Annotated in this window: 3 protein-coding genes and 2 pseudogenes; all 5 read right to left on the reverse strand. The window is 70.2% G+C overall.

Annotated features, from left to right (window positions below; all coding sequences use genetic code 11):
* Window positions 1–5,011 (reverse strand): type I polyketide synthase (locus tag QMK34_RS17025; protein WP_326415016.1); only part of this gene is annotated, 5,011 nt, incomplete at its 3' end.
* Window positions 5,012–5,050: 39 nt separating this feature from the next.
* The gene (locus tag QMK34_RS47845) at window positions 5,051–6,226 is read right to left on the reverse strand and encodes an acyltransferase domain-containing protein (RefSeq protein WP_442785161.1); all 1,176 of its coding nucleotides are present in this window, start codon (window positions 6,224–6,226) and stop codon (window positions 5,051–5,053) included.
* An 18-nt stretch (window positions 6,227–6,244) separates the two neighbouring features.
* A pseudogene (locus QMK34_RS17030) lies at window positions 6,245–10,846 on the reverse strand (beta-ketoacyl synthase N-terminal-like domain-containing protein); the annotation flags it as partial.
* A pseudogene (locus QMK34_RS47850) lies at window positions 10,829–10,912 on the reverse strand (polyketide synthase docking domain-containing protein); the annotation flags it as partial. The pseudogenes QMK34_RS47850 and QMK34_RS17030, both read right to left, overlap by 18 nt.
* Entirely contained in the window at window positions 10,909–23,973 is a 13,065-nt protein-coding gene (locus tag QMK34_RS17035; protein WP_326414985.1) for a type I polyketide synthase, read from the reverse strand. The gene QMK34_RS17035 and the pseudogene QMK34_RS47850, both read right to left, overlap by 4 nt.
* Window positions 23,974–24,000: the final 27 nt, after the last annotated feature.

Here is a 24,000-nt window from a genome sequence, read left to right on the forward strand (position 1 = left end):
TCCGCTGGCGGGGGCCCGCGACGAAGCCCGGCTCATCGAGACACTCGCGGATCGCGCCGGTCAACGGCGCGTCGGGGCCGATCTCGAGGAACCGGGTGACGCCGGCGCCGCGCAGTTCGGACACCCTGTCGGCGAACCGCACCGTGTCCCGCACGTGCCGCACCCAGTACTCCGGGTCCGTCACCTCGTCGCCGCCCACCATCGGAATGCGGGGCGGCTGGAACGCCAGGCCACCGACCAGGGCGCGGAATTCGTCGAGCATCGGGTCCATCAGCGGTGAATGGAACGCATGGCTGACGACAAGCTGTTTCGTCCGGTATCCGTCCTCGGTCAGGCGCCGCACGATCTGGGTGACGGCCGACTCAAGCCCGGAGAACACCACCGAATCAGGGGTGTTGACCGCCGCGATCGACACCGCTTCGGCGTACTCGGCGACCAGCGGGGCGACCACCTGCTCGGCGGCGGTCACCGAGACCATCACACCGCCCGGGTCGAGCCGCGCCATCAGCCGGCCCCGCTCGGACACCAGCCGGCACGCATCCGGCAGCGACAGCACTCCGGCGACGTGCGCGGCCGCGATCTCGCCCACCGAATGACCGGTGAGGAAGTCCGGCCGGACACCCCAGGACTCGAACAGCCGGAACAGCGCGACCTCGACCGCGAACAGCGCGGGCTGGGCGATCTCCGTGGCGTCGAGCCGGTTCTCCCGCCTCGCCAGGACGGCCTCCCGGACCGCGGGATCCAGCTGCTCGCACGCCTGGTCGAACGCGGCCGCGAAGACCGCGAACTGCCGGTGCAGTTGCGAGCCCATGCCGGGGTGTTGCGCGCCCTGACCGGTGAACACCATCGCCAGCGAGCCCCGCCGGGCCACACCGGCGACGACCCCGGCTCCCTCGCCCCCGTCCGCGAAGACCACCAACCGCTCCAGGGCCTGCTCGCGGTCGCGGGCGAGCAGGACCACCCGGTGATCGTGGCCAGCCCGGTCGGCCACCAGGGAGTGGGCCACATCCGCCAACGCCACCTCGGGCCGGTCGCGCAGGTGGGAGCCCAGTCGATCGGCCTGACCCCGCAGGGCCGCGGGCCCGCGAGCCGACAGCACGAGCGGCCACACCGGCAGGGTCGCCGCCGCGGCGGGCGTGGCCTTGTCGGAGGTCGGGGCGGTGAGCTCGGCCGGGGGCTGTTCCAGGATGACGTGTGCGTTGGTCCCGCTGACACCGAAGGAGGACACCCCCACCCGGCGGGGCCGGCCACGATCCGGCCATTCCCGAGCCCGGTCGAGCAGCGCGATCGCGCCCGACGACCAGTCGACCTGCGGCGACGGGGTCTCCGCGAACAGGGTCTTGGGCATGATCCCGTGCCGCATCGCCAGGATCATCTTGATCGTGCCGGCGATGCCTGCCGCCGCCTGCGTGTGGCCGATGTTCGACTTGATCGACCCCAGCCACAGCGGCGCGTCCTCGGTGTGCTCGCTGCCGTAGGTGGCCAACAACGCCTGGGCCTCGATCGGATCGCCCAGCCGGGTCCCCGTGCCGTGCCCCTCGACGACGTCCACGTCGGAGGCGGACAACCCGGCGTTGGCCAGGGCCTGGCGGATCACGCGCTGCTGCGACGGACCGTTGGGGGCGGTCAGCCCGTTCGACGCGCCGTCCTGGTTCAGCGCCGAGCCGGCCACCAGCGCCAGCACCTGGTGTCCGTTACGCCGCGCGTCGGACAGCCGCTCCAGCACCACCAGGCCCGCGCCTTCCGACCAGCCGGTGCCGTCCGCGTCCGCGCCGTACGCCCGGCACCGACCGTCCGGGGCGTTCGCGCGCAGCCGGCTGTACTCGACGTACAGCTCGGGCGACGCCATCACCGCCACGCCGCCGGCCAGCACGAGCGAGCACTCCCCCGACCGCAGCGCCTGCGCCGCGAGATGCAGGCAGACCAGCGACGACGAGCACGCCGTGTCCACCGTCACAGCGGGGCCTTCGAAGCCGAACTCGTAGGCCACCCGGCCCGACGCGATGCTGCCGGCGCTGCCGTTGCCCAGGTAGCCCTCGAACTCCTCGGGCTTGGTGTGCAGCCGCGAGTTGTAATCGTGGTACATCAGCCCGACGAACACGCCGGTCGGGCCGCCCCGCAGTGAGGTGGGATCGATGCCCGCGTTCTCCAGGGACTCCCAGGCCGTTTCCAGCAACAGCCGCTGCTGCGGGTCGATGGTGATCGCCTCGCGCGGCGAGATGCCGAAGAACTCGGGGTCGAACTGGTCGGCGTCGTACAGGAAGCCACCCTCGCGGGTGTAGGTGGTCCCGAAGTGCTCGGGGTCCGGGTGGTAGAGCTCGGCCAGGTTCCAGCCGCGGCCGGTGGGGAAAGCGCCGATCACATCCCGCCCCTCGGCGACTACGTCCCAGAGCTCGTCGGGCGAGCTCACCCCACCCGGGAAGCGGCAGGCCATGCCCACGATCGCGATCGGGTCGTCTCCGGTCCCGCCCGCGGTCGCGCTGATGGCCGGCCGGGCCGGGGCGGCCGCCTCGCCGCCGATCTCACCCCGCACGAACTCGATCAGGGCGGCCGGGGAGGGATAGTCGAAGACCAGCGTGGCCGGCAACCGCAGCCCGGTCACCGCGACAAGCCGGTTGCGCAGCTCCACCGCGGTCAGTGAGTCGAACCCCAGTGCGGTGAAGGGCTGCCGGTCGTCGATGGCGGTGCTCGACGAGTACCCGAGCACAGCCGCGACATGGGTGTGCACCAGCTCGGCGACGACCTGGTCGCGCTCGGCAGGCTCCAGTGCGGCCAGGCCCTCGCCGGATCCGGCCCCACCGGCCAGGTGGGGTTCGACGACCCGCCGCGCCGGAAGGCGCACGAGCCCGCGCAGCAGTCCCGGGACCGTGGCCGCGGCGGACAGGCCGACGAGGTCGAACGGGGCGGCGATGATGCGGCCCTGTCGGCGGGCGGCCGCGTCGAACAGGGTGAGACCGAAGTCGTTGTCCAACGGGCGGATACCGGTGCGGGCCATCCGGGCCCGGTCCTGGGTTCCGAGGTGGCTGCCCATCCCGCTGGCCTCGGCCCACCACCCCCAGGCGATCGACACCGCCGGTAGGCCCAGCTCCTGCCGATGTTCGGCCAGCTGGTCCACGAACGCGTTGGCCGCCGCGTAGTTCGCCTGGCCGGCGGCGCCGAACGCCGACGCGGCCGAGGAGAACAGCACGAACGCCGACAGCTCGGCGTCCTGGGTGGCCTCGTGCAGGTGCCAGGCACCGTCCACCTTGGGCCGCAGCACCGCATTCACCCGGTCCGGGGTCAGTGAACCCACGGTCGCGTCGTCGAGTACCCCCGCGCAGTGCAGCACGGCGCTGAGCGGGAACTCCGGCGACACCGAGCCGACAAGGTCCACCACCTCGTGGCGAACGGCCAGGTCACACGCGACCATCCGCACCGAGGCACCCGCCTCGGTCAGCCGCTCGAGCAGCTCACCGGCACCGGGAGCGGCCGAACCCCGCCGCGACACCAGCAGCAGCCGTCGCACCCCGCACTCGGCCACGAGGTGCTCGGCCACCAACCCGGCCAACACTCCGGACGCCCCGGTCAGCAGCACGGTTCCCGTGCCCCACACCGACGACTGCTCGGATCCCGTCGGCCCGGCGGGATCCGCGAGTGCCTCGGCGGCAATTCTGTTCAGCCGGGGCGACCACAGCCGTCCGTCCCGAACGGACACCTCCGGCTCACCCGACTCGATCGCGGCCCGGACGAACGCCTCCGTCGACCGCGCCCCGACCGGCTCCGAATCGGCGAACGCCTGCTCGACGAGAACCACCCGATCCGGGTTCTCCGACTGCGCGGAGCGCACCAGACCACCTACAGCCGCACCCACGAGGCTTCCACTGGGCATCACCACGACCAGCCGCGACCGCTCCCACCGGGCATCGGTGAGCCAGTCCTGCAGCACCCGCAACGTGCTGTTCACCGCGGTGTGCACCGATTCGACCATCGACTCGGGTGCCGGGAGGTCGGGAACGCGCAGCACCACCACCTCGGGCAGCGGCGCACCACCGTCCACCGCTGAGCCAAGCGCGGCCAGGTCGGGATGCGACCGCGCATCGGCCGTGTGCTCTTCCTCCGGCTGCGCGGTCCGCGCGCGGTCGGACGGCGTGATCCAGCCGATCGGTCCTTCGGCACTCGCACCCGAACCGGCCTCGGCCGATCCGCACTCCACCCAGCCCAGCTCGAACAGCGCGTCGCGGTGCGGGGTGTCGACGTCGCGCAGCTGCTCGGCGGAAACCTCGCGGGCGACCAGTGAGTCCACCCTCAGCACCGGCCGGCCGGTGGTGTCGAACCCGTCCACCGACCACGAGGACGGCCCCGTCGGGGAGAACACGAGCCGCAGTGCCGCGGCACCCGAGGCGAACAGCCGCACCCCGGACCACAGGAAGGGCGCCCGCACGCCGAGTGCGGCCGGGTTGGCCCGCCCCGACTCGAGCTGGTCCACAGCGAGGCTGTGCTGGCCGGTGTCCAGCAGGGCCGGGTGCAGGCCGAAACGCACCGCGTCGGCCGCGAGTCGTTCTGGCAGCTCCGCCTCGGCGAAGACCTGATCACCCATCCGCCAGGCCCGGCGCAGCCCGGTGAAGGCGGGGCCGTAGTGGTAACCGAGCGCGCCGAGCCGTTCGTACGATCCGGCGACGTCCAGTTCGGTCGCCCCGGTCGGCGGCCAGGTCACGTTAGTCGGCCACGGCGCCGGCTCCGGATCGTCACCGGGCACCGCGCTTGCCCGCGCGTGCCGCGTCCACGAGGCGTCCACGGCCTCGCCGGGGTCCGCCGACCGGGAGTAGACCTCGAGGGTGCGGCGGCCGTCGCCGTCGGGAGCGCCGACGACCAGCTGGACCAGCACGTCGTGCCGACTCGGCAGCATCAGCGGCGCCTCGATGGTCAGCTCCTCCAGCTGGCCGAGGCCCGCCTCGTCGGCCGCGCGGATCGCCAGCTCGAGGAACGCCGTACCGGGCAGCAGCGGCCGATCGAAGAGCGTGTGGTCGCCCAGCCACGGGTGAGCGTGTAGCGAGTGCCGGCTGGTGAACGGTTAGCCGACGTCGCGCGCCAGAGCCACTTTGGCACCGAGCAGGGGGTGATCGACCCGTTCGAGGCCGCTCGAGGCCAGATCACCTGGCGCGGACGCCGACGCCGTTGGCCAGTAGCGCTGCCGTTGGAAGGCGTAGGTCGGCAGCTCGACCCGCCGCGCCCCAGCGTCGGCGAAGACCTCGTACCAGTTCACGGTGAGCCCGGCCCGCCACGCGGCAGCCACCGATCGCAGGAACACGTCCGGGTCGCTCTCACCGCGGCGGAGGGTCGCCAGCACGGTCACCTCGACGCCGCGCTCCTCGGCGGTCTCCTCGATCGAGGGAGCCAGCAGCGGGTGCGGGGCCACCTCCAGCAGCACGCGATACCCGTCGGCCAGCAGCACGGCAGCGGTGTCGTGGAACCGCACCGGCTGCACGAGGTTGGTGAACCAGTACCGGCCGTCGAGCTCGGAGCCCTCCACCCGGCGGGCGAACGTCGTGGAGTAGTACGGCACCGAGGCGGTGGCCGGGCGGATGTCGGTCAGCAGCGCGAGGAGTTCGTCCTCGACCACCGCCATGTGCGGGGAGTGCGTCGGGTAGTCCATCGGGATGGGACGCGCGCGGACACCGGCGGCCTCGTACTCGGCCCGCACCGCGGCGACCCGGTCGAGCGGACCGGTCAGCACGACCGATCGCGGCCCGTTGATCGCGCTGACGTGCACGTCGGTCAGCCGTCCGACCTGGTCGCGCACCTGCTCGACCGGCAGCCCGACCCAGAGCGTGGCGTACCCGGTCACCTGGCCGGACACGCGCGCCCGCGCGGTCAGGACTCGGGCCGCGTCAGCGAGGGTGAGGATGCCGGCGATGTGCGCGGCCGCGACCTCCCCCACCGAGTGCGCGATTACCGCGGCGGGCACCACCCCTCGGGAGATCCACAACCGGGCGAGCGAGACCATGATCGCGAACAGCATCGACTGGACCTGCTCGGCGTGATCGAGGTCGGCCACGCCGTCCGCGGCGGCCAAAAGATCGCGCAGGGTGTGGCCATGCCAGTCCACGTACGGCGCCAGCGCCGCCTCACACTCCGCCATGGATGCGGCGAAGACCGGCGAAGAGTCCCACAGCCGCAGGGCCATCCCGACGTACTGCCCGCCCTGCCCCGGGAACACGAACACCGGATCGGCGCTGCCGGAGCTCATGGGTGCGGTTACCGGGGTGGTGCCAGCGACCAGGTCATCCAGCCCGGACAGTAGTTCGGCGAGGTCGGCGCCGAGCACCACGGCCCGGTGATCCAGCGAGGAGCGGGTGCTGGCCAGCGAGAACGCCACGTCGGCCAGCTCCGCCGGGCCGGTGGCGCCGAGCACCAGGAGGTGCTCGCGCAACCGCTCCGCCTGACCGCGCAGCGCGGCTTCGCCGCGACCGCTGAGCAGCAGCGGCAGCACCCGCGGCGCGCGGGACCGGTCCGCCGGTTCGACCTCGGGTTCGGTGGCCGGAGCCTGCTCCACGATGACGTGCGCATTGGTCCCGCTCGCCCCGAACGACGACACCGCCGCCCGCCGGGGACGCCCGGTCGCCGGCCACGGCCGGGCCTCGCCGAGCAGCCGGACCGTTCCGCTTTCCCAGTCGACGTGCTCCGAGGGGCGGTCCACGTGCAGGGTCCTCGGTAACAGACCGTGCCGGATCGCCATGATCATCTTGATGACACTGCCGACCCCGGCCGCTGCCTGGGAGTGGCCGATGTTGGACTTGAGCGAGCCCAGCCAGAGGGGGGCACTCTCCCCGCGGTCCCGGCCGTACACGGCCTGCAGCGCCTTGATCTCGATCGGGTCGCCGAGCACTGTGCCCGTGCCGTGCCCGTCCACGGCGTCCACCTCGTCGGGGCGCACGCCGGCGTTGGCCAGTGCTTGTCGAACGACCCGCTGCTGGGAAGGGCCGTTGGGCGCGGTGAGGCCGTTGGAGGCGCCGTCCTGGTTGATCGCCGAGCCACGGAGCACGGCCAGCACGGAGTGGCCGTTCTGGCGGGCAGCGGAGAGCCGCTCCAGCACCAGCAGACCGGCGCCCTCGGCGAAACCAGTCCCGTCGGCGCCCGCGCCGAACGCCTTGCAACGGCCGTCGGCGGACAGCCCTTGCTTGTCGAACTCCTGCAGGTCGACCGGGGTGGCCATGACGGTAACCCCGCCGGCCAGCGCCAGTCCGCACTCTCCGGAACGCAGCGCCTGCGCGGCAAGGTGCATCGCCACCAGCGATGACGAGCAGGCCGTATCGACCACCAACGCGGGCCCCTCCAGGCCGAACTGGTAGGAGACCCGCCCGGCGAGCACCGAGGCGGAGGTCCCGGTGAGCAGGTAACCGTCGGCCAGCTCGGCGCTGCCGAGGAGCAGGTCCGCATAGTCCTGGTCACTGGTGCCGGCGAACACACCGGTCCGGCTGCCCCGCAACGACTTCGGGTCGATCCCGGCCCGCTCCAACGCCTCCCAGGTCAGTTCCAGTAACAGCCGCTGCTGAGGGTCCATCGAGGTCGCCTCGCGCGGCGAGATACCGAAGAACCGCGCGTCGAACTGCGCCACATCGTCGAGGAAGCCACCGCCACGCACGTGGGTGGCGCCTTGCCGCGTCGAATCCGGGTGCAGCAAGGTGTCGAGGTCCCAGCCCCGGTCGGTCGGCAGCCCCGACACCGCGTCGCGCCCGCCCGTCACCAGTTCCCAGAGCTGCTCCGGCGAGCCGACGCCACCCGGGTAGCGGCAGGCCATGCCGACCACGACGATCGGGTCGGTGGCGGACGCGGCGAGGGGGACGGCCGTGCCGGGTTCCTCGTCAGCCGCGTTGGTCACCAGCCCGACCAGGTACGACGCCAGGGCGGCGGGCGTGGGGTAGTCGAAGGCCACGGCGGCGGGTAGTCGGAGATCGAGCGCCGCGTTCAGCCGGTCCCGCAGCTCCACCGCCGCCAGTGAGCTGAAGCCCAGGTCCTGGAAAGTGCGCTCGACGTCGACCGCGGCCGGCGAGTCGTGGCCCAGCACCAAGGCGATCGAGGTCCGCACCAGATCACTCATGACCCGGCGCTGGTCCACGACGGCCAGCACGTCCGTGGTCCGAGCGCCGGTGTTCGGCTCGGGCGCGACGGCTGAGGGCGTGTCCGAGGGAGCCGGGGCGACGGAGCCGTCGCGCGGCAGCCAGTGCCGATGCCGCTGGAAGGCGTAGGTCGGCAGGTCGACCCGCCGGCTCTCGTCGGGGAACAGCGCCGCCCAGCTCACCTCGCCGCCGCCGGTGAAGAGGCGACCGGCCGCGGCGAGCAGGGCGACGACCTCGGGTCGGTCACGGCGGGAGGCGGCCACCGCCGTCACCCGCCGATCGGTGGGCAGGCAGTCCCGGATCATGGCCGAGAGCACCGCGTCCGGTCCCAGCTCCAGGAACCGGGTGACCCCTCGCTCGTGCAGGGTGGCCACACCGTCGGCGAAGCGCACCTGCTCGCGTGCCTGCCGAACCCAGTGCTCGGGCTCGCCGAGCGTGGCCGCGTCGGCCAGGGCACCGGTCAGGGTGGACACCACCGGGATGTCGGGCGCGCCGAAGGTGAGTCCGGCGACGACGGCCCGGAAGTCCTCGAGCATCGGGTCCATCAGTGCCGAGTGGAACGCGTGGCTGGTCGTGAGCCGACGGGTCCGGTAGCCGGCGGCGGCCAGCCGGGCCACGACCTCGGCCACCGGTTCCTCCGCCCCGGACACCACGACCGAGTCGGGGCTGTTCACCGCGGCCACGGACACCCCAGCCGCGGCCGCGACCAGCGGGGCCACCACATCCGGGGCGGCGTTGACCGCGACCATGGCGCCGCCCTCCGGTAGCGCCTGCATCAACCGGCCGCGCGCCACGACCATGCGACCGGCGTCGGTGAGGGACAGCACGCCGGCCACGTGCGCGGCGCTGATCTCGCCGACCGAGTGACCGGCGACGAACTCGGGCCGGATGCCCCACGACCGGACGAGCCGGAACAGGGCGACCTCGAAGGCGAACAACGCAGGCTGGGCGAATTCGGTGCGGTCCAGCGGCGGGCCACCCGCCCACATCAGCTCACGCAGCGACCGGCCCAGCAGCTCGTCGATCACTCCGCAGACCTCGTCCAGCGCCGCGTCGAACACCGGGTACCGCGCCGCCAGCTCTCGCCCCATTCCGGCACGCTGGGCGCCCTGACCGGTGAAGACGATCGCCAGGCGGCCTTCCACCGCCCGACCGACGTGCACCGCGGCACTGTCCGTGCCGTCGGCCAGTGCGGCCAGACCGGCCAGCAGGGCCGCCCTGTCCCCGGCGAGGACCACCGCACGGTCGGCCAGCACGGCGCGGGAAGTGACCAGGCTCCGTCCGATGTCGGCAGGCTCCAGCTCCGGGTGACGCTCGACGAAGGAGCGCAGCTCCTCGCCCTGGCCGCGCAGCCCGGCGGCGCCCCTGCCGGTCACCACGAACGGCCACGGACCGGTGTTACCCCGCCGCATCGCCGCCGTGATGGCCGCGGGGGCCTGCTCCAGGATGACGTGGGCGTTGGTGCCGCTGATCCCGAACGACGACACCGCGGCGCGCCGGGGACGGTCCCGGTCGGGCCACCGCCGCGGGTCGCTGAGGAGCCGGACCGTCCCCGCCGACCAGTCCACGTGGGATGTCGGCCGCTGGGCGTGCAGCGTCCTTGGCAACTCCCCGTGGCGCATGGCCATGACCATCTTGATCACGCCGCCGACACCGGCCGCCGCCTGCGGGTGCCCGATGTTCGACTTCAGCGATCCGATCCACAACGGCGTGTCCGCCGTCCGCTCCCGGCCATAGGTGTCCAGCAGGGCCCGTGCCTCGATCGGGTCGCCCAACCTGGTGCCGGTGCCATGCGCCTCGACCGCGTCGATGTCGGTCGAGGACACCCCGGCGTTGGCCAGCGCGGCGCGGATCACCTGGCGCTGGGCCGCGCCGTTCGGCGCGGTGAGGCCGTTGGAGGCGCCGTCGGAGTTGAGGGCGGATCCCGTCACGAGGGCCAGCACCTGGTGGCCGTTGCGCTGGGCGTCGGACAGCCGCTCGACCACGAGCACGCCGACACCTTCCCCCCAGCCCATGCCGTCGGCCTCGTCGCCGAAGGCCTTGCACCGGCCGTCCGGGGCGATCCCGCGCTGCCGGGCGAACTCGATCAGAGAAGCCGGGCCCGACATGATCGTCGCCCCGCCGACCAGGGCGAGCGAGCACTCCCGCGAGCGCAGCGCCTGGGTGGCCAGGTGCAGCGCGACCAGCGAGGAGGAGCACGCCGTGTCCACGGTGACCGCGGGCCCTTGCAGACCGAACGCATAGGACAGCCGTCCGGAGACGACGCTGGCGATGTTGCCGGTGAGCACGTAGCCCTCGTAGATGGACGGCACGGTGCGCAGCGAGATGTAGTCCTGGTAGCTGACGCCGACGTACACGCCGGTCTGGCTTCCCCGTACCGCGTCGGCGCTGATCCCCGCTCGTTCCAGAGCCTCCCACGAGGTCTCCAGGAGCAGCCGTTGATGCGGGTCCATCACGGTCGCTTCGCGCGGGGGGATGGCGAAGAAATCATGGTCGAACAGGTACGGCGACCGCAGGAAACCGCCGCCCCGGGAGTAGGTCCGGCCCACCTTCGCGGGGTCGGGATCGTAGAGCTCGCCCAGGTTCCAGTCGCGGTCGGCCGGGAGGCCGGACACCGCGTCGGTACCGTCGGCCACGAGCTGCCACAGGGCTTCGGGACTGTCGGCGTCGCCCGGGTAGCGGCAGGCCATGCCGACGATGGCGATCGGCTCCCGGTCCCGCGCCTCGACCTCGCCGAGTCGCTGCCGGATTCGCTCGTTCTCCTTGAGTGCGTTGCGCAGCGCGTCAACGAGCTCGTTCATGGACGTGGCGGTCATGAGGTCGGTCCCTCCGGCTGGTCGCTCTCAACGCCTTCGGGGGTCCGGGTGGCGGAGCCCCCGGCCCCGGGCAACGCCCCGGATGTCACCGCATCGGTCCGGCCGTACGCAGCGCGAATGAGATCAGCCATGTCCATCGAGTCGATCGCGGTGGTGGACGCGGAGCTGTCAACCGGTTCGACCCCGGGAGCGCTGTCGGCCAACCGGAGCAGAGCGTCCACCAGCCCCGCCCGTCGCAACGAGGCGAGCGGAATGCGGTCGATGATCTGTTTCAACCCGGCGTCGTCGACGCCCTCACCGGTGTCGCTCTCGTGGGTCCCGGTGTCCTCGCCGAACAGCTCGGAGTGCACCAGTTCGGCGACCGAGGCGGGGGTCGGGTAATCGAAGACCAGCGTGGCCGGTAGCTGCAGGCCGGTCTCCGCGCCGAGCCGGTTTCGAAGCCGCAATGAAGTGAGCGAGTCGAAACCGATCTCCTGGAAACTGCGCCCTGACTCGACCGAGCTGACGTCGGTGTGTCCGAGCACGGCCGCCACCGTGGCCCGGACGAGTTCGGTGAGCGAATACGCCCGCTCAGTGGCGGGCAGGCCCGCGAGCCGCTCACGCACAGCGGTGTCGGCCGCTCCTTCCGCCGACCGTCCGGGGTCGGTTCCACTCGCCGGGAGCAGTTCGGCAAGGAGCGATACCGATCGGGTGCCGACGAGCTCGGTGGCGAACGAGGACCACTCGACATCCACCACGACCACGGCCGTCTCATCGCGGTCGATCACCTGGTCCATGGCCTGGATGGCGCCGCGGGGGTCCATCGCGCGCAGGCCGCGGGCCGCCAGCTGCTGCTCCACTCCGTCGCGGTCGGCGAGCCCTGGGCCTTGCCAGAGTCCCCAGGCGATGGACGTCCCGGTCAGACCGAGAGCCCTGCGGTGCGCGGCCAGTGCGTCCAACGAGCTGTTCGCGGCGGCGTAGTTGGCCTGGCCGGCCGGGCCGACCGTGCCGACGAACGACGAGAACAGGACGAAGTCGACGAGGTCGTGGTCCCTCGTCAGCTCGTGCAGGTTCCAGGCAGCGGCCACCTTCGGGCGGAACACCCGCTCGAAGCGTTCCGGGGTGAGCCGGTCGATGATGCCGTCATCGAGCACACCCGCGGTGTGCACGACCGTGGTCAGCGGATGCTCGACCGGCCAGCTGGCCAGCAGCTCGGCGAGCTGCGCCCGCTCGGCCACGTCGCAGGCGACCACCGACACCGAGGCACCCTGTTCGGCCAGCTCGGCGGCCAGCTCGGCAGCGCCAGGTGCGGCCGGGCCACGACGGCTGGCCAGCACCAGGTGCCGCGCGCCACGCGCCACGAGCCAGCGCGCCACCTCCGCCCCGAGTGCGCCGGTGCCGCCGGTGACCAGAGCGCTGCGCTCGATCGGCTGAGGCGTCCGAGGCGCGGGTGCGGTGACCCGGGTCAGTCGGCGGCAGAACACCGTGCCGTCCCGCACCGCCAGCTCGCTCTCGCCAGCTCCGAGCGCCCCGGCCAGCGCCGCGAGGTCCGCGTGGCCGACCTCGCGTGGTAGGTCGACGACGCCACCCCACAGGCCGGGTTGTTCCAACCCCGCATGCCGGGCGAACCCCCACAGCGCGGCCTGCCGTGGCTGGGTGACGGAGTCTCCCGGCCGGACAGCGACCGCATCCTGGGTCACGCACCAGATCGGGGTCGACAGGCCCAGCGTGCTCACCGCCCGCACCAACGCGAGCGTGCCGCGCAGGCCGACCGGCACGGATACGGCGTCGGTGGCCCCCGCTGTATCCAAGGCCAGCAACGACAACACGCTCCCGGCCCGTTGGCCGTCCAACGCCATGACCAGCTGGTGACTGAGCGCCTCGACGTCCGACTCTCGGGGAACAGCTACCCGGCTGATCTGGGCCCCTCGAGCTGTCAGCGCCGCGATGGCCTGCTCGAGCCACGTCGGCTCAGCGATGTCCGCCGGACACACGACCAGCCATCGGCCAGTGAGCGGTCGATCCGATCCTTCGGTGAGGCGCCAGGTGACGCGGTACTGCCAGCTGGCCAGCGTCGCCTGCTGCTGGCTGCGCTCCCGCCACGAGGACAGGGCCGGAAGCACGTTGCCCAGTGAGGACCGGCCGGTGTCGTCCGAGATGGCCAGCGCCGTGGTCAATCCTTCGAGGTCGCCCTGGTCGACCATCTTCCAGAACCGGGTGTCGATTTCGGTGCCCCGGGTCGAGCGGTGGGGCAGCGTCTCGATCCAGTAGTGGGTGTGCTGGAAGGCGTAGGTGGGCAGCCGCACCGGCCGCTGCCCCGAGGGGAACAGGCCGGACCACCGCACGTCGACGCCACCCACGAATGCCTCGGCAGCGTTGCGCAGGAATTCCCGCGCGCCGCCGTGGCCGCGACGCAGTGAGCCGACCGTCGTGACCGACGTCGCCTTGGCCTCGGCGAGCTCCTGTATCGAAGTGACGAGCACCGGGTGCGCGCCCACTTCATGAAACGATCGGTGCCCGCCGCTGAGCAGCTGATCGACCACGTCCTCGAAACGCACCATCTCGCGCAGATTCCGGTACCAGTAGTCGGCGTCCAGCTTCCGGCCGCCGAGCAACGAGCCGGTCACCGTCGAGTAGAACGGAACCGTACCGTCGGAGCACTCGACCACACCCAGCGTGTCGGCCAGCTCGGCCCGAATGCTCTCCACCACCGCTGAATGCGACGCGTAGTTGATCGGCACGCGCCGGACCCGCGCTCCCTCGGACTCCCAGACCGCAAGGAATCGAGCCAGCTCGGCGGTGGCCCCGGAGACCACAGTGGACAGTGGTCCGTTCACCGCGGCGACGCCGAGCTGAGGATAATCGGCCAGGCGTTCGCGCACCTCGTCCGCCGACCGGTTCACCCAGCCCATGCCGCCGTGGGTCGCCAGCCGCCGAAGCACCCGAGATCGCAGAGCCACGACGCGCGCGCCCTCGGTCAGCGACAACGCCTCCGCCGCCACCGCGGCAGCGAACTCACCCTGGGAATGCCCGACGACAGCCGAGGGCCGAACGCCGAGAGATGCCCACAGCCGGGACAACGCGACCCCGACCGCGAACACCGCCGGCTGGACGACGTCGTCCCGGTCGAGGCTCGGCGCACCTGGGACCCCGGCGAGCACGTCCCGCAGCGAGAAACCGTCCCAGTCGACGTAGGGCGCCAGCGCCTCGTCGCAGGTCTCCATCAGCTCCGCGAATGTCGGGCTGAGCTCCCACAGCTCGATGCCCATCCCGAGCCACTGACCACCCTGCCCGGGGAAGACGAAGACCGGGCCGTCAAGGTCGGCTTCACCGGCTCCCGCCACCACGAGGGCCGAACTGTCCGCTTGCCCGGCCACGATCGCGTCAAGACCGGCCAGCAGCTCATCGCGGTTCTCCGCGATGATCACCGCTCGGTGAGAGTGCGGGGACCCGCCGTTGGCCAGTGCCGCGCCGAACCTGGCTACATCGATGTCCGGTGAGTCGGCCAGCACGGCCCGCAACCGGGTTGCCTGGCCTGCCAACGCGGCCGATCCCCGGCCCGACACCGGGAAGGCGGAGACTCCGAGCCGCGTCACGGCGTCCGACTGCCGGGCCGCCGGCTGCTCCGGCGCCTGCTCGAGGACGACGTGCGCGTTCGTGCCACTGATACCGAACGAGGAAACACCGGCCCGGCGGGGCCGACCCGTCCTCGGCCAGTCCTGGTTCCGGTCGAGCAGAACGACGGCCCCCTGCGACCAGTCGATGAAGGGCGAAGGCTGCTCGGCGTGCAACGTCCTCGGCAGAATGCCGTGCCGCATCGCCATCACCATCTTGATGACGCCACCAACCCCGGCGGCGGCCTGGGTGTGCCCGATGTTCGACTTCAACGACCCCAGCCACAGCGGCACTTCGGCCGTGTGTGCCCGCCCGTAGGTGGCCAGCAGTGCCTGCGCCTCGATCGGGTCCCCCAGTCGCGTGCCGGTGCCGTGCCCCTCCACCGCATCGACGTCAGCTGCCGTCAGCGCGGCGTTGGCCAGCGCCTGGCGAATCACTCGCTGTTGAGAAGGCCCGTTCGGCGCGGTCAGCCCATTCGACGCGCCATCGGAGTTCACCGAGGAGCCCTTGAGCACCGCGAGTACCTCGTGGCCTTGTCTGCGTGCGTCCGACAATCGTTCGAGCACCACGAGGCCGACACCCTCAGCCCAGCCGGTGCCGTCCGCGCCCGCGCCGAATGCGCGGCACCGGCCGTCCGGGGAAAGGGCTCGCTGGTGACCCAGGTCGACGAACGTCATCGGGGTGGACATCACCGTGACCCCGCCGGCCAGCGCGAGCGAACACTCGCCCGACCGCAGTGCTTGTGCGGCCAGGTGGAGTGCCACCAGCGACGACGAGCACGCGGTGTCGACCGAGATGGCAGGCCCCTCCAGGCCGAACTGGTACGCCACCCGCCCGGAGAGCACGCTGCCCGCGCTACCGGTCAGAACCGCTCCGCTGAGCTGGTCCGGAACCAGGTCCAGCGCGGGCGCGTAATCGTGGTACATGACACCGGAGAACACCCCGGTCTGGGTGCCGCGCAGTGAGTCCGCGTCGATACCCGCCCGCTCGAAAGCCTCCCAAGCAACCTCCAGCAACAACCGCTGCTGCGGATCCATCGCCGTCGCCTCACGCGGCGAAATCCCAAAAAAACCGGCATCAAACTCACCCGCATCATGCAAAAACCCGCCACCACGCGCATACGTCGTCCCCGGATGATCCGGATCCGGATGATACAAACCCCCCACATCCCAACCACGCGACACCGGAAAACCAGAAACACCGTCCCCACCCTCAACAACCAAATCCCACAAATCCTCCGGAGAACCCACCCCACCCGGAAAACGACACGCCATCCCCACAATCACCACCGGATCATCGACATCAGCAGTCGGTGAACTGGTCGTTTTCGGTGTCTCATCGCTCGTGGTGAACTCGCCGATCAAGTGGTCGACAAGGGCCCGTGGGGTCGGATAGTCGAACACGGCCGTGGTGGACAAGCGCAGTCCAGTGATCGCGTTGAGCCGGTTGCGCAGCTCGACGGCGGTGAGCGAGTCGAGTCCGAATTCCTTGAAGGTGCGGTCGATACCGATCGAGTCGCGCCCGTGGTAACCGAGCACTCGTCCTGCCTCTGCGCGCACCAGCTCCAGCAGTCGCGCAGGCTGGGACGTCACGTCCTCGCCGGTGAGGCGCGGCCCGTCCGAACGGCCCGGTACGGCCGCCGGGCGAGCTCGCCGCGGTGCGACAGTGATCAGTTCACGGAGCAGCGGGTGCACATTCTCGCCCTCGGAAGCGGACGCCTTGTCCAGCCGCAGCGGCACGAGCAGAGGCTCGCCGCGCCGAACCGCGGCATCGAAGAGTGCGAGGCCCTCGGCTTCGGACAGCGTCGCCACTCCGGAGCGAGCCATCCGGTCGAGGTCGCCGGGCCTGAGCGCCGCCGCCATCCCGCCCTGCTGATCCCACATTCCCCACGCCAGCGACGTCGCTGGCAGTCCGTGCTGGGCGCGATGGTGGGCGAGCGCGTCGAGATAGGTGTTGGCGGCAGCGTAGTTGGCCTGGCCCGGCGCGCCGATCAGGCCCGAGATGGAGGAATACAGCACGAACGCCGATAGCGGCATGTCGACGGTGAGCTCGTGCAGGTTCTGGGCGGCCACCGCCTTGGGGCCCATGACCGCGTCAAGGCGTTGCGGACTCAGCTCGGTGAACACGCCGTCGTCGAGCACGCCTGCCGCGTGGACCACCGCGGTGAGCGGTCGATCGGCAGGCAACCCGCGGAGCAACGCGGCGAGCTCGGCGCGGTCGGCGACATCGCAGGCCTCGGCTCGCACTTCCAGACCCAGCGCGGTCAGCTCGGCCACCAAGGCGCGCGCCTCGGGCGTGACGGGGCCGCTCCTGCTGACCAGCAGCATGTTCGTCACCGCGTGCTCAGTGGCCAGGTGCCGCGCGAGTAACCGACCGAGTCGGCCGAACGCCCCGGTCAGCAGCACGGTTCCGCGCTCCGGCAACGACTTCTCGGCGGCGTGGTGCGAGCGGGAATCCTCGTCTAGGCGAGTGAGGCGCGGGACACGGACGACCTCGGCGGACAGAGCCAGCTGCGGCTCCCCCGTGGCTACCGCGGCGGCGAGCCGTCGGGCTCCCGCACCGCCCGGGGCCACGTCGATGAGCACTATGCGGTCTGGGTGCTCGGACTGCGCGGCACGCAGAAGACCCCAGACCGGCGCGTTGTCGAGATCGACGCGCCCGTTGTCCCCCGTGCCGACGGCGCCGGTGGTGACGACGACCAGTTGCGCGGCGGCCATCGTCTCATCGGCCAGCCAGTCCTGTACCAGGTGCAGCATGCGGTGCACGCCGCCGAAGTCTGCAACGTCGGTCGGGGGGAGCACGGTGATCACCGTGGACGGCGCCGGGACCCCGGCCGCCACCGCGACCCGCAGCGCGGAGAGATCCGCGTACCGGTCGAGCGGTGAGCTTTCGCCCACCACCTCGGCACCGAGGTCGTGCGGGTCCTCCCCCACCATGGCCCAGTGAGCGGTGCTGGGGCGGGCGCCGACGTCCTTCGGCAGCCACGACAACCGGAACAGCGCCGCCTCGCGGTGATCTGCCGACGCGACGTCGGACGCAGGCCTCAACACCAGCGAGTCGATCGACGCGACCAGGGTGCCTTCGGGGTCGGTGAGCATGATGGCCACCGAATCGGCACCGGTTCTCGTGATGCGGGCCCGCAAAGCCGGTGGGACCACGGTGTGCACCGTGACACCACTCCACGCGAACGGCACCAAGGTCTCGTCCGCGGTCTCGAACAGACCGACCAGCGCGGCCTGGACGGCAGCGTCCAGGAGGACGGGATGCAGGTCGAACACCGGGTCCCCGTGTCCCGCCGCCTCACCCAGTTCGATGTCGGCGAAGGCCACGTCGTCGCCGCGGCGGAGGGTTCGCAGTCCTCGGAACGCCGGTCCGTAGTCGTACCCCCGGCGAGTGAGCTCCGCGTACGCGGTGGTGATGGCGATGGGCCGGGCCCCGGGATCGGCCTCGCCGTTCCAGCCGGTTTCCGACGTCGATCCGACCGGCGGGACAACGGCACCTTCGGCGTGCCGGATCCAGGTGCCGTCCCCGGCGGTGTCTCCCACCCGGGACAGCACGCGCAACGCACGGCGACCGGTGTCGTCCGGCGCATCGATCACCAGCTGGAGCTCGGTGTCGAGGTGCTCCGGCACGGCCAGAGGGGCGTGCACGACGAGTTCTTGCACCAGGTCGGCACCGGTGCGCCGCGCGGCGTGCAGAGCCAAGGCCAGAAATCCGGTTCCGGGCAGGATCGCAGTGCCCGACACCACGTGGTCGGCCAGCCACGGGTGCTGGTCCACGGACAGCCGGCCGGTCAGTACGAGCGCGCCGGTATCGCCCACCGGCATCTCGGCGCGCAGGAACGGATGTTCGACCGGCTTCAGGCCGACGGCGGCGAGATCGGTCTCCGGGAGGGAGGGCGTATCCAGCCAGTAGTGTTGGTGCTGGAAAGAATAGGTGGGTAGTGCGGTGTGATGGGCGTCGGTGAATAGTTCTGGCCAGTCGACTGCGACTCCGGCGGCGAATAGGCCACCCAACCCGGTCAGTACTGATTCGATTTCGTCGTGGCCGTGTCGCAGGCTGGGCACGGCGGTGATGTCGTGGCCGTCCAGGCATTCCCGTATCAACCCGGTCAACACCGCGTCCGGACCCAACTCCACAAACCGGGTCACACCACGATCATGCAACTGCCCAATCGTGTCGGCGAATCGCACCGTGTCACGCACATGCCGCACCCAATAACCCGGATCCGAGATCTCCTCATTCACCATCGCAATACGCGGAGCCTGAAACGACAACCCCGCCACCACCGCAGCGAAATCGTCCAGCATCGGCTCCATCAACGACGAATGAAACGCATGACTCACCACCAGCCGCCTCGTCCGGCAACCGAGCTCAACCAGCCGCCCCACCACCCGCTCCACCGCGGACTCGACCCCCGACACCACCACCGACGACGGACTGTTCACCGCCGCGATCGACACCCCACCACCCAGCTCAGCCACCAACGGCCCCACCACACCCTCACCAGCCGCGACCGCCACCATCACCCCACCGGGTGCGAGCTTCTGCATCAACCGACCCCGCGCAGTCACCAACCGACACGCATCCGCCAGCGACAACACCCCCGACACATACGCCGCCGAAATCTCCCCCACCGAATGACCCGTCACAAAATCCGGAACCACACCCCACGACCCGAACAACCGAAACAACGCCACCTCAACAGCGAACAACGCCGGCTGCGCGAACTCCGTCAAATCCAACCAGCCCGCATCACCGTCCTCACCGAACACAACCACCCGCACCAACGGGTCCAGCAACCCGCACACCTCATCAAAAACATCCGCAAACACCGGGAACCGCCCATACAACTCCCGACCCATCCCCACCCGCTGCGAACCCTGACCGGTAAACACCACCGCCACCCGGCCCCGACCCGCCACACCAGACACACACCCCGCCGCGGTCTCCCCCTCGGCAAGAACCGCCAAACGATCCAGCAACTGCTCCCGCCCCGAAGCAACCACCACCGCCCGATCCCCATGAACCGCACGATCAGCCACCAACGAAAACCCGACATCCGCCAAAGCCACATCCGGCCGCTCCACCACAAACGACCGCAAACGAGCAGCCTGACCAGCCAACGCCCCCAAACCACGAGCCGACAACACAAACGGCAACACCGGAGAATCCGGCGTGGTTGTCAGCGTTGGCCGCCGACCCGCCATCGATGGTTCATCCGACGGCTGCTGCAGGATGACGTGCGCATTTGTTCCGCTGATGCCGAACGAGGACACTCCCGCTCGCCGAGGCCGGTCCGCATCCGGCCATTCCCGCGACTGGCTCAGTAACGCCACTCCACCGGAAGACCAGTCCACCTCGGTTGAGGGGTCCTCGGCGAACAGCGTTCTCGGCAGCAACTGGTGCCGCATCGCCATCACCATCTTGATGACCCCGGCAACGCCCGCTGCCGCCTGCGGATGTCCGATATTCGATTTCACCGATCCGAGCCACAGGGGTGAGCCGCCGGTGTGCTCCCGCCCGTACGTCGCCAGTAGAGCCTGTGCTTCGATCGGGTCCCCGAGTCGAGTGCCCGTGCCATGGCCCTCCACCACGTCGACCTCGGCGGCCCGCAGCCCAGCACTGGCCAACGCCTGACGGATCACCCGCTGCTGCGATGGGCCGTTGGGGGCCGTCAGCCCGTTCGAGGCCCCGTCCTGGTTCACGGCCGAACCCGCCACCACCGCGAGCACCCTGCGCCCGTTGCGCCGCGCATCAGACAACCGTTCCAGCACCAGCAAACCCACGCCCTCGGACCACCCCGTGCCGTCCGCGCCCGCGCCGAACGACCGACACCGGCCATCCGGAGATAATCCACGCTGCCGCGCGAACTCCGTGAGGATCATGGGAGTGGCCATGACCGTGACACCGCCGGCCAGCGCGAGCGAACACTCGCCCGCCCGCAGTGCCTGCGCCGCCAGGTGCAGCGCCACCAACGACGACGAACAGGCCGTGTCCACCGTCATCGCGGGTCCCTCGAATCCGAGCTGGTACGCGATTCGCCCGGACAGAACCCCGGGTGTAGTACCGGTGAAGAGGTATCCGCCGGCGTCGGGTCCCGCCGCGCCGTAGCCATGCGGCGTTGCGCCTACCAGCACGCCGGTCTGGGTGCCGCGCAGCGAGTCCGCGTCAATACCCGCCCGCTCGAAAGCCTCCCAAGCAACCTCCAGCAACAACCGCTGCTGCGGATCCATCGCCGTCGCCTCACGCGGCGAAATCCCAAAAAAACCGGCATCAAACTCACCCGCATCATGCAAAAACCCACCACCACGCGCATACGTCGTCCCCGGATGATCCGGATCCACGTGATACAAACCCCCCACATCCCAACCACGCGACACCGGAAAACCAGAAACACCGTCCCCACCCCCGACAACCAAATCCCACAAATCCTCCGGAGAACCCACCCCACCCGGAAAACGACACGCCATCCCCACAATCACCACCGGATCATCGGCATCGACAACCGGCACAACCTGATCCCGCACGTCCACATCTCTGCCCGACACCACTGATTGCAGGTGCTCAATGAGAACAGCGGGAGTGGGGTAATCAAAGATCACCGAACTCGGCAGCGGAACTTTCAGGGCGTGCGAGAGTCTGTCCCGCAGTTCGGCGGACATCAAAGAATCGAAGCCCAGATCCCGGAACGTCTGACCAAGTGCGATCTCACTGACCACGCCGCTGCCGAGCGTGGCCGTGATGTGCGCGCGAGCCAGCTCCGTCAACCGCTGCCTGCGCTCGGTTTCGTCGAGCCCGCGCAGCTCACTCACCGGACCCGAGGTCGCTACCGACGTCTTCTCGTCGTCCATCATCATGTCCAGCCAGTAGTGCTGGCGTTGGAAGGCGTAGGTAGGCAGCTCGGTGCGTCGCGCGCCGGTCCCGGCAAACAACTCCGACCAGTTCACCACCACCCCGGCGGCGAACAGCCCACCCAACCCCGTCAACACCGACTCGACCTCGTCACGACCATGCCGCAAACTCGGCACCACCGTGACATCACGCCCGTCCAAACACTCCCGCACCAACCCGGTCAACACCGCATCCGGACCCAACTCCACAAACCGGGTCACACCACGATCATGCAACTGCCCAATCGTGTCGGCGAATCGCACCGTGTCACGCACATGCCGCACCCAATAACCCGGATCCGAGATCTCCTCATTCACCATCGCAATACGCGGAGCCTGAAACGACAACCCCGCCACCACCGCAGCGAAATCGTCCAGCATCGGCTCCATCAACGACGAATGAAACGCATGACTCACCACCAGCCGCCTCGTCCGGCAACCGAGCTCAACCAGCCGCCCCACCACCCGCTCCACCGCGGACTCGACCCCCGACACCACCACCGACGACGGACTGTTCACCGCCGCGATCGACACCCCACCACCCAGCTCAGCCACCAACGGCCCCACCACACCCTCACCAGCCGCGACCGCCACCATCACCCCACCGGGTGCGAGCTTCTGCATCAACCGACCCCGCGCAGTCACCAACCGACACGCATCCGCCAGCGACAACACCCCCGACACATACGCCGCCGAAATCTCCCCCACCGAATGACCCGTCACAAAATCCGGAACCACACCCCACGACCCGAACAACCGAAACAACGCCACCTCAACAGCGAACAACGCCGGCTGCGCGAACTCCGTCAAATCCAACCAGCCCGCATCACCGTCCTCACCGAACACAACCACCCGCACCAACGGATCCAGCAACTCACACACCTCATCAAAAGCCGCCGCGAACACCGGGAACCGCCGATACAACTCACGACCCATCCCGACCCGCTGCGAACCCTGACCGGTGAACACCACCGCCACCCGACCCCGACCCACCACACCAGACACACACCCCGCCGCGGTCTCCCCCTCGGCAAGAACCGCCAAACGATCCAGCAACTGCTCCCGCCCCGAAGCAACCACCACCGCCCGATCCCCATGAACCGCACGATCAGCCACCAACGAAAACCCGACATCCGCCAAAGCCACATCCGGCCGCTCCACCACAAACGACCGCAAACGAGCAGCCTGACCAGCCAACGCCCCCAACCCGCGCCCCGACAACACAAACGGCAACACCGCGGGTGACCGCCCGGACTCCGCCTCACCGGTCTCAAGTTTCCCGCCCGAGGTGATCGGGGCGGGTGGCGCATCACCGATGACCAGGTGACAGTTCGTGCCACCCATTCCGAAGGAACTGACGCCGGCAATCAACGGACGATCGGGCGCTTCCCACGGACCATGGCTCTGCTGAACCCGAAGATTGAGCTCGTCCAGAGCGATATCCGGGTTCGCCCGCTCGAAGTTGAGACTGGCAGGCAGTTCGCGGTGGCGAATCGCCATTGCCACTTTGATCAGGCCGGCGATCCCCGCTGCCGCCCCCAGATGCCCCACATTCGTTTTGACCGATCCGACGAGCAGCGGTTGCGTTCGCGGGCGGGCAGAGCCCAGAACAGCGCCGAGAGCGGAGGCCTCGACAGGGTCACCGGCGGGCGTTCCCGTTCCGTGCAACTCCACGTATTGAAGTTGCGTGGCACTGATTCGAGCGCGCTCATGAGCCCGGCGCAGGACGTCCCGTTGCGCGGCCTCGTTGGGCCGGGTCAGCGCACGACCGTTGCCGTCGTGATTTACCGCGCTCCCGAGAATCAGGCATTGCACGGTATCGCCGTCGGCCAGGGCGCTGTCGAGCCTCTTGAGCACGACCAAGCCGCCACCCTCGCCTGGCACATAGCCATTCGCACGAGCATCGAAGGTGTAGCAACGGCCGTCTGGCGACAACGGCCCCCAACGGTCTGCGATGTCCCAGGACTCCGGCAGCAGGTTGAGCTGCACCCCGCCCGCGACGACGACGTCCGACTCGCCGGTAAGCAAACTCTGGCAGGCCAGATGAACGGCGACCAGCGATGACGATTGCGCGCTGTCGATACTCACACTGGGCCCATGTGCATCCAGGAAGTGAGAAAGCCGGTTGGCGATCACCGCACGTTCGATACCAGGGTAGGTGTACTGCGACGCTGCCGTAGAACCGTTGCGGTGCACGAGATGGGCGTAGTCGTCGGCGAAGACACCCACGAAGACACCGAGTCGGCCGCCGCGCACGCTGTCCGGCACGATCCCCGCGTCCTCGAGCGCCTCCCACCCCAGCTCCAGTACGAGTCGCTGCTGTGGGTCGACGAACGCCGCCTCGCGGGCGGCGATACCGAAGAACTCGGCGTCGAACTCGTCGACGGCGTCGAGGAATCCACCCCAGGGAGGCGCGACTGTCCGGTTCAAGGCACCACGTCCAGGCGGGCGCTCGATGATCGCATGACGTCCCTCGGCCAGCAGCCGCCACAGTTGCTGGGGCCCGTCGGCGCCGGGGAAACGGCAGGACATGCCAACCACCGCAATTTCGCCAGTGTGGTCCCGGACGTCCACCCGGATCGCCCCTTCCAATTCTCAAAT

This window comes from Amycolatopsis sp. H20-H5 (genome assembly GCF_035828755.1).
Classification (GTDB): Bacteria; Actinomycetota; Actinomycetes; order Mycobacteriales; family Pseudonocardiaceae; genus Amycolatopsis.

Excerpts from the sequence above, each read along its gene's own strand:
- QMK34_RS47845 (WP_442785161.1), bottom strand. The coding sequence starts at position 6,226 with ATGAGCTCCGGCAGCGCCGATCCGGTGTTCGTGTTCCCGGGGCAGGGC.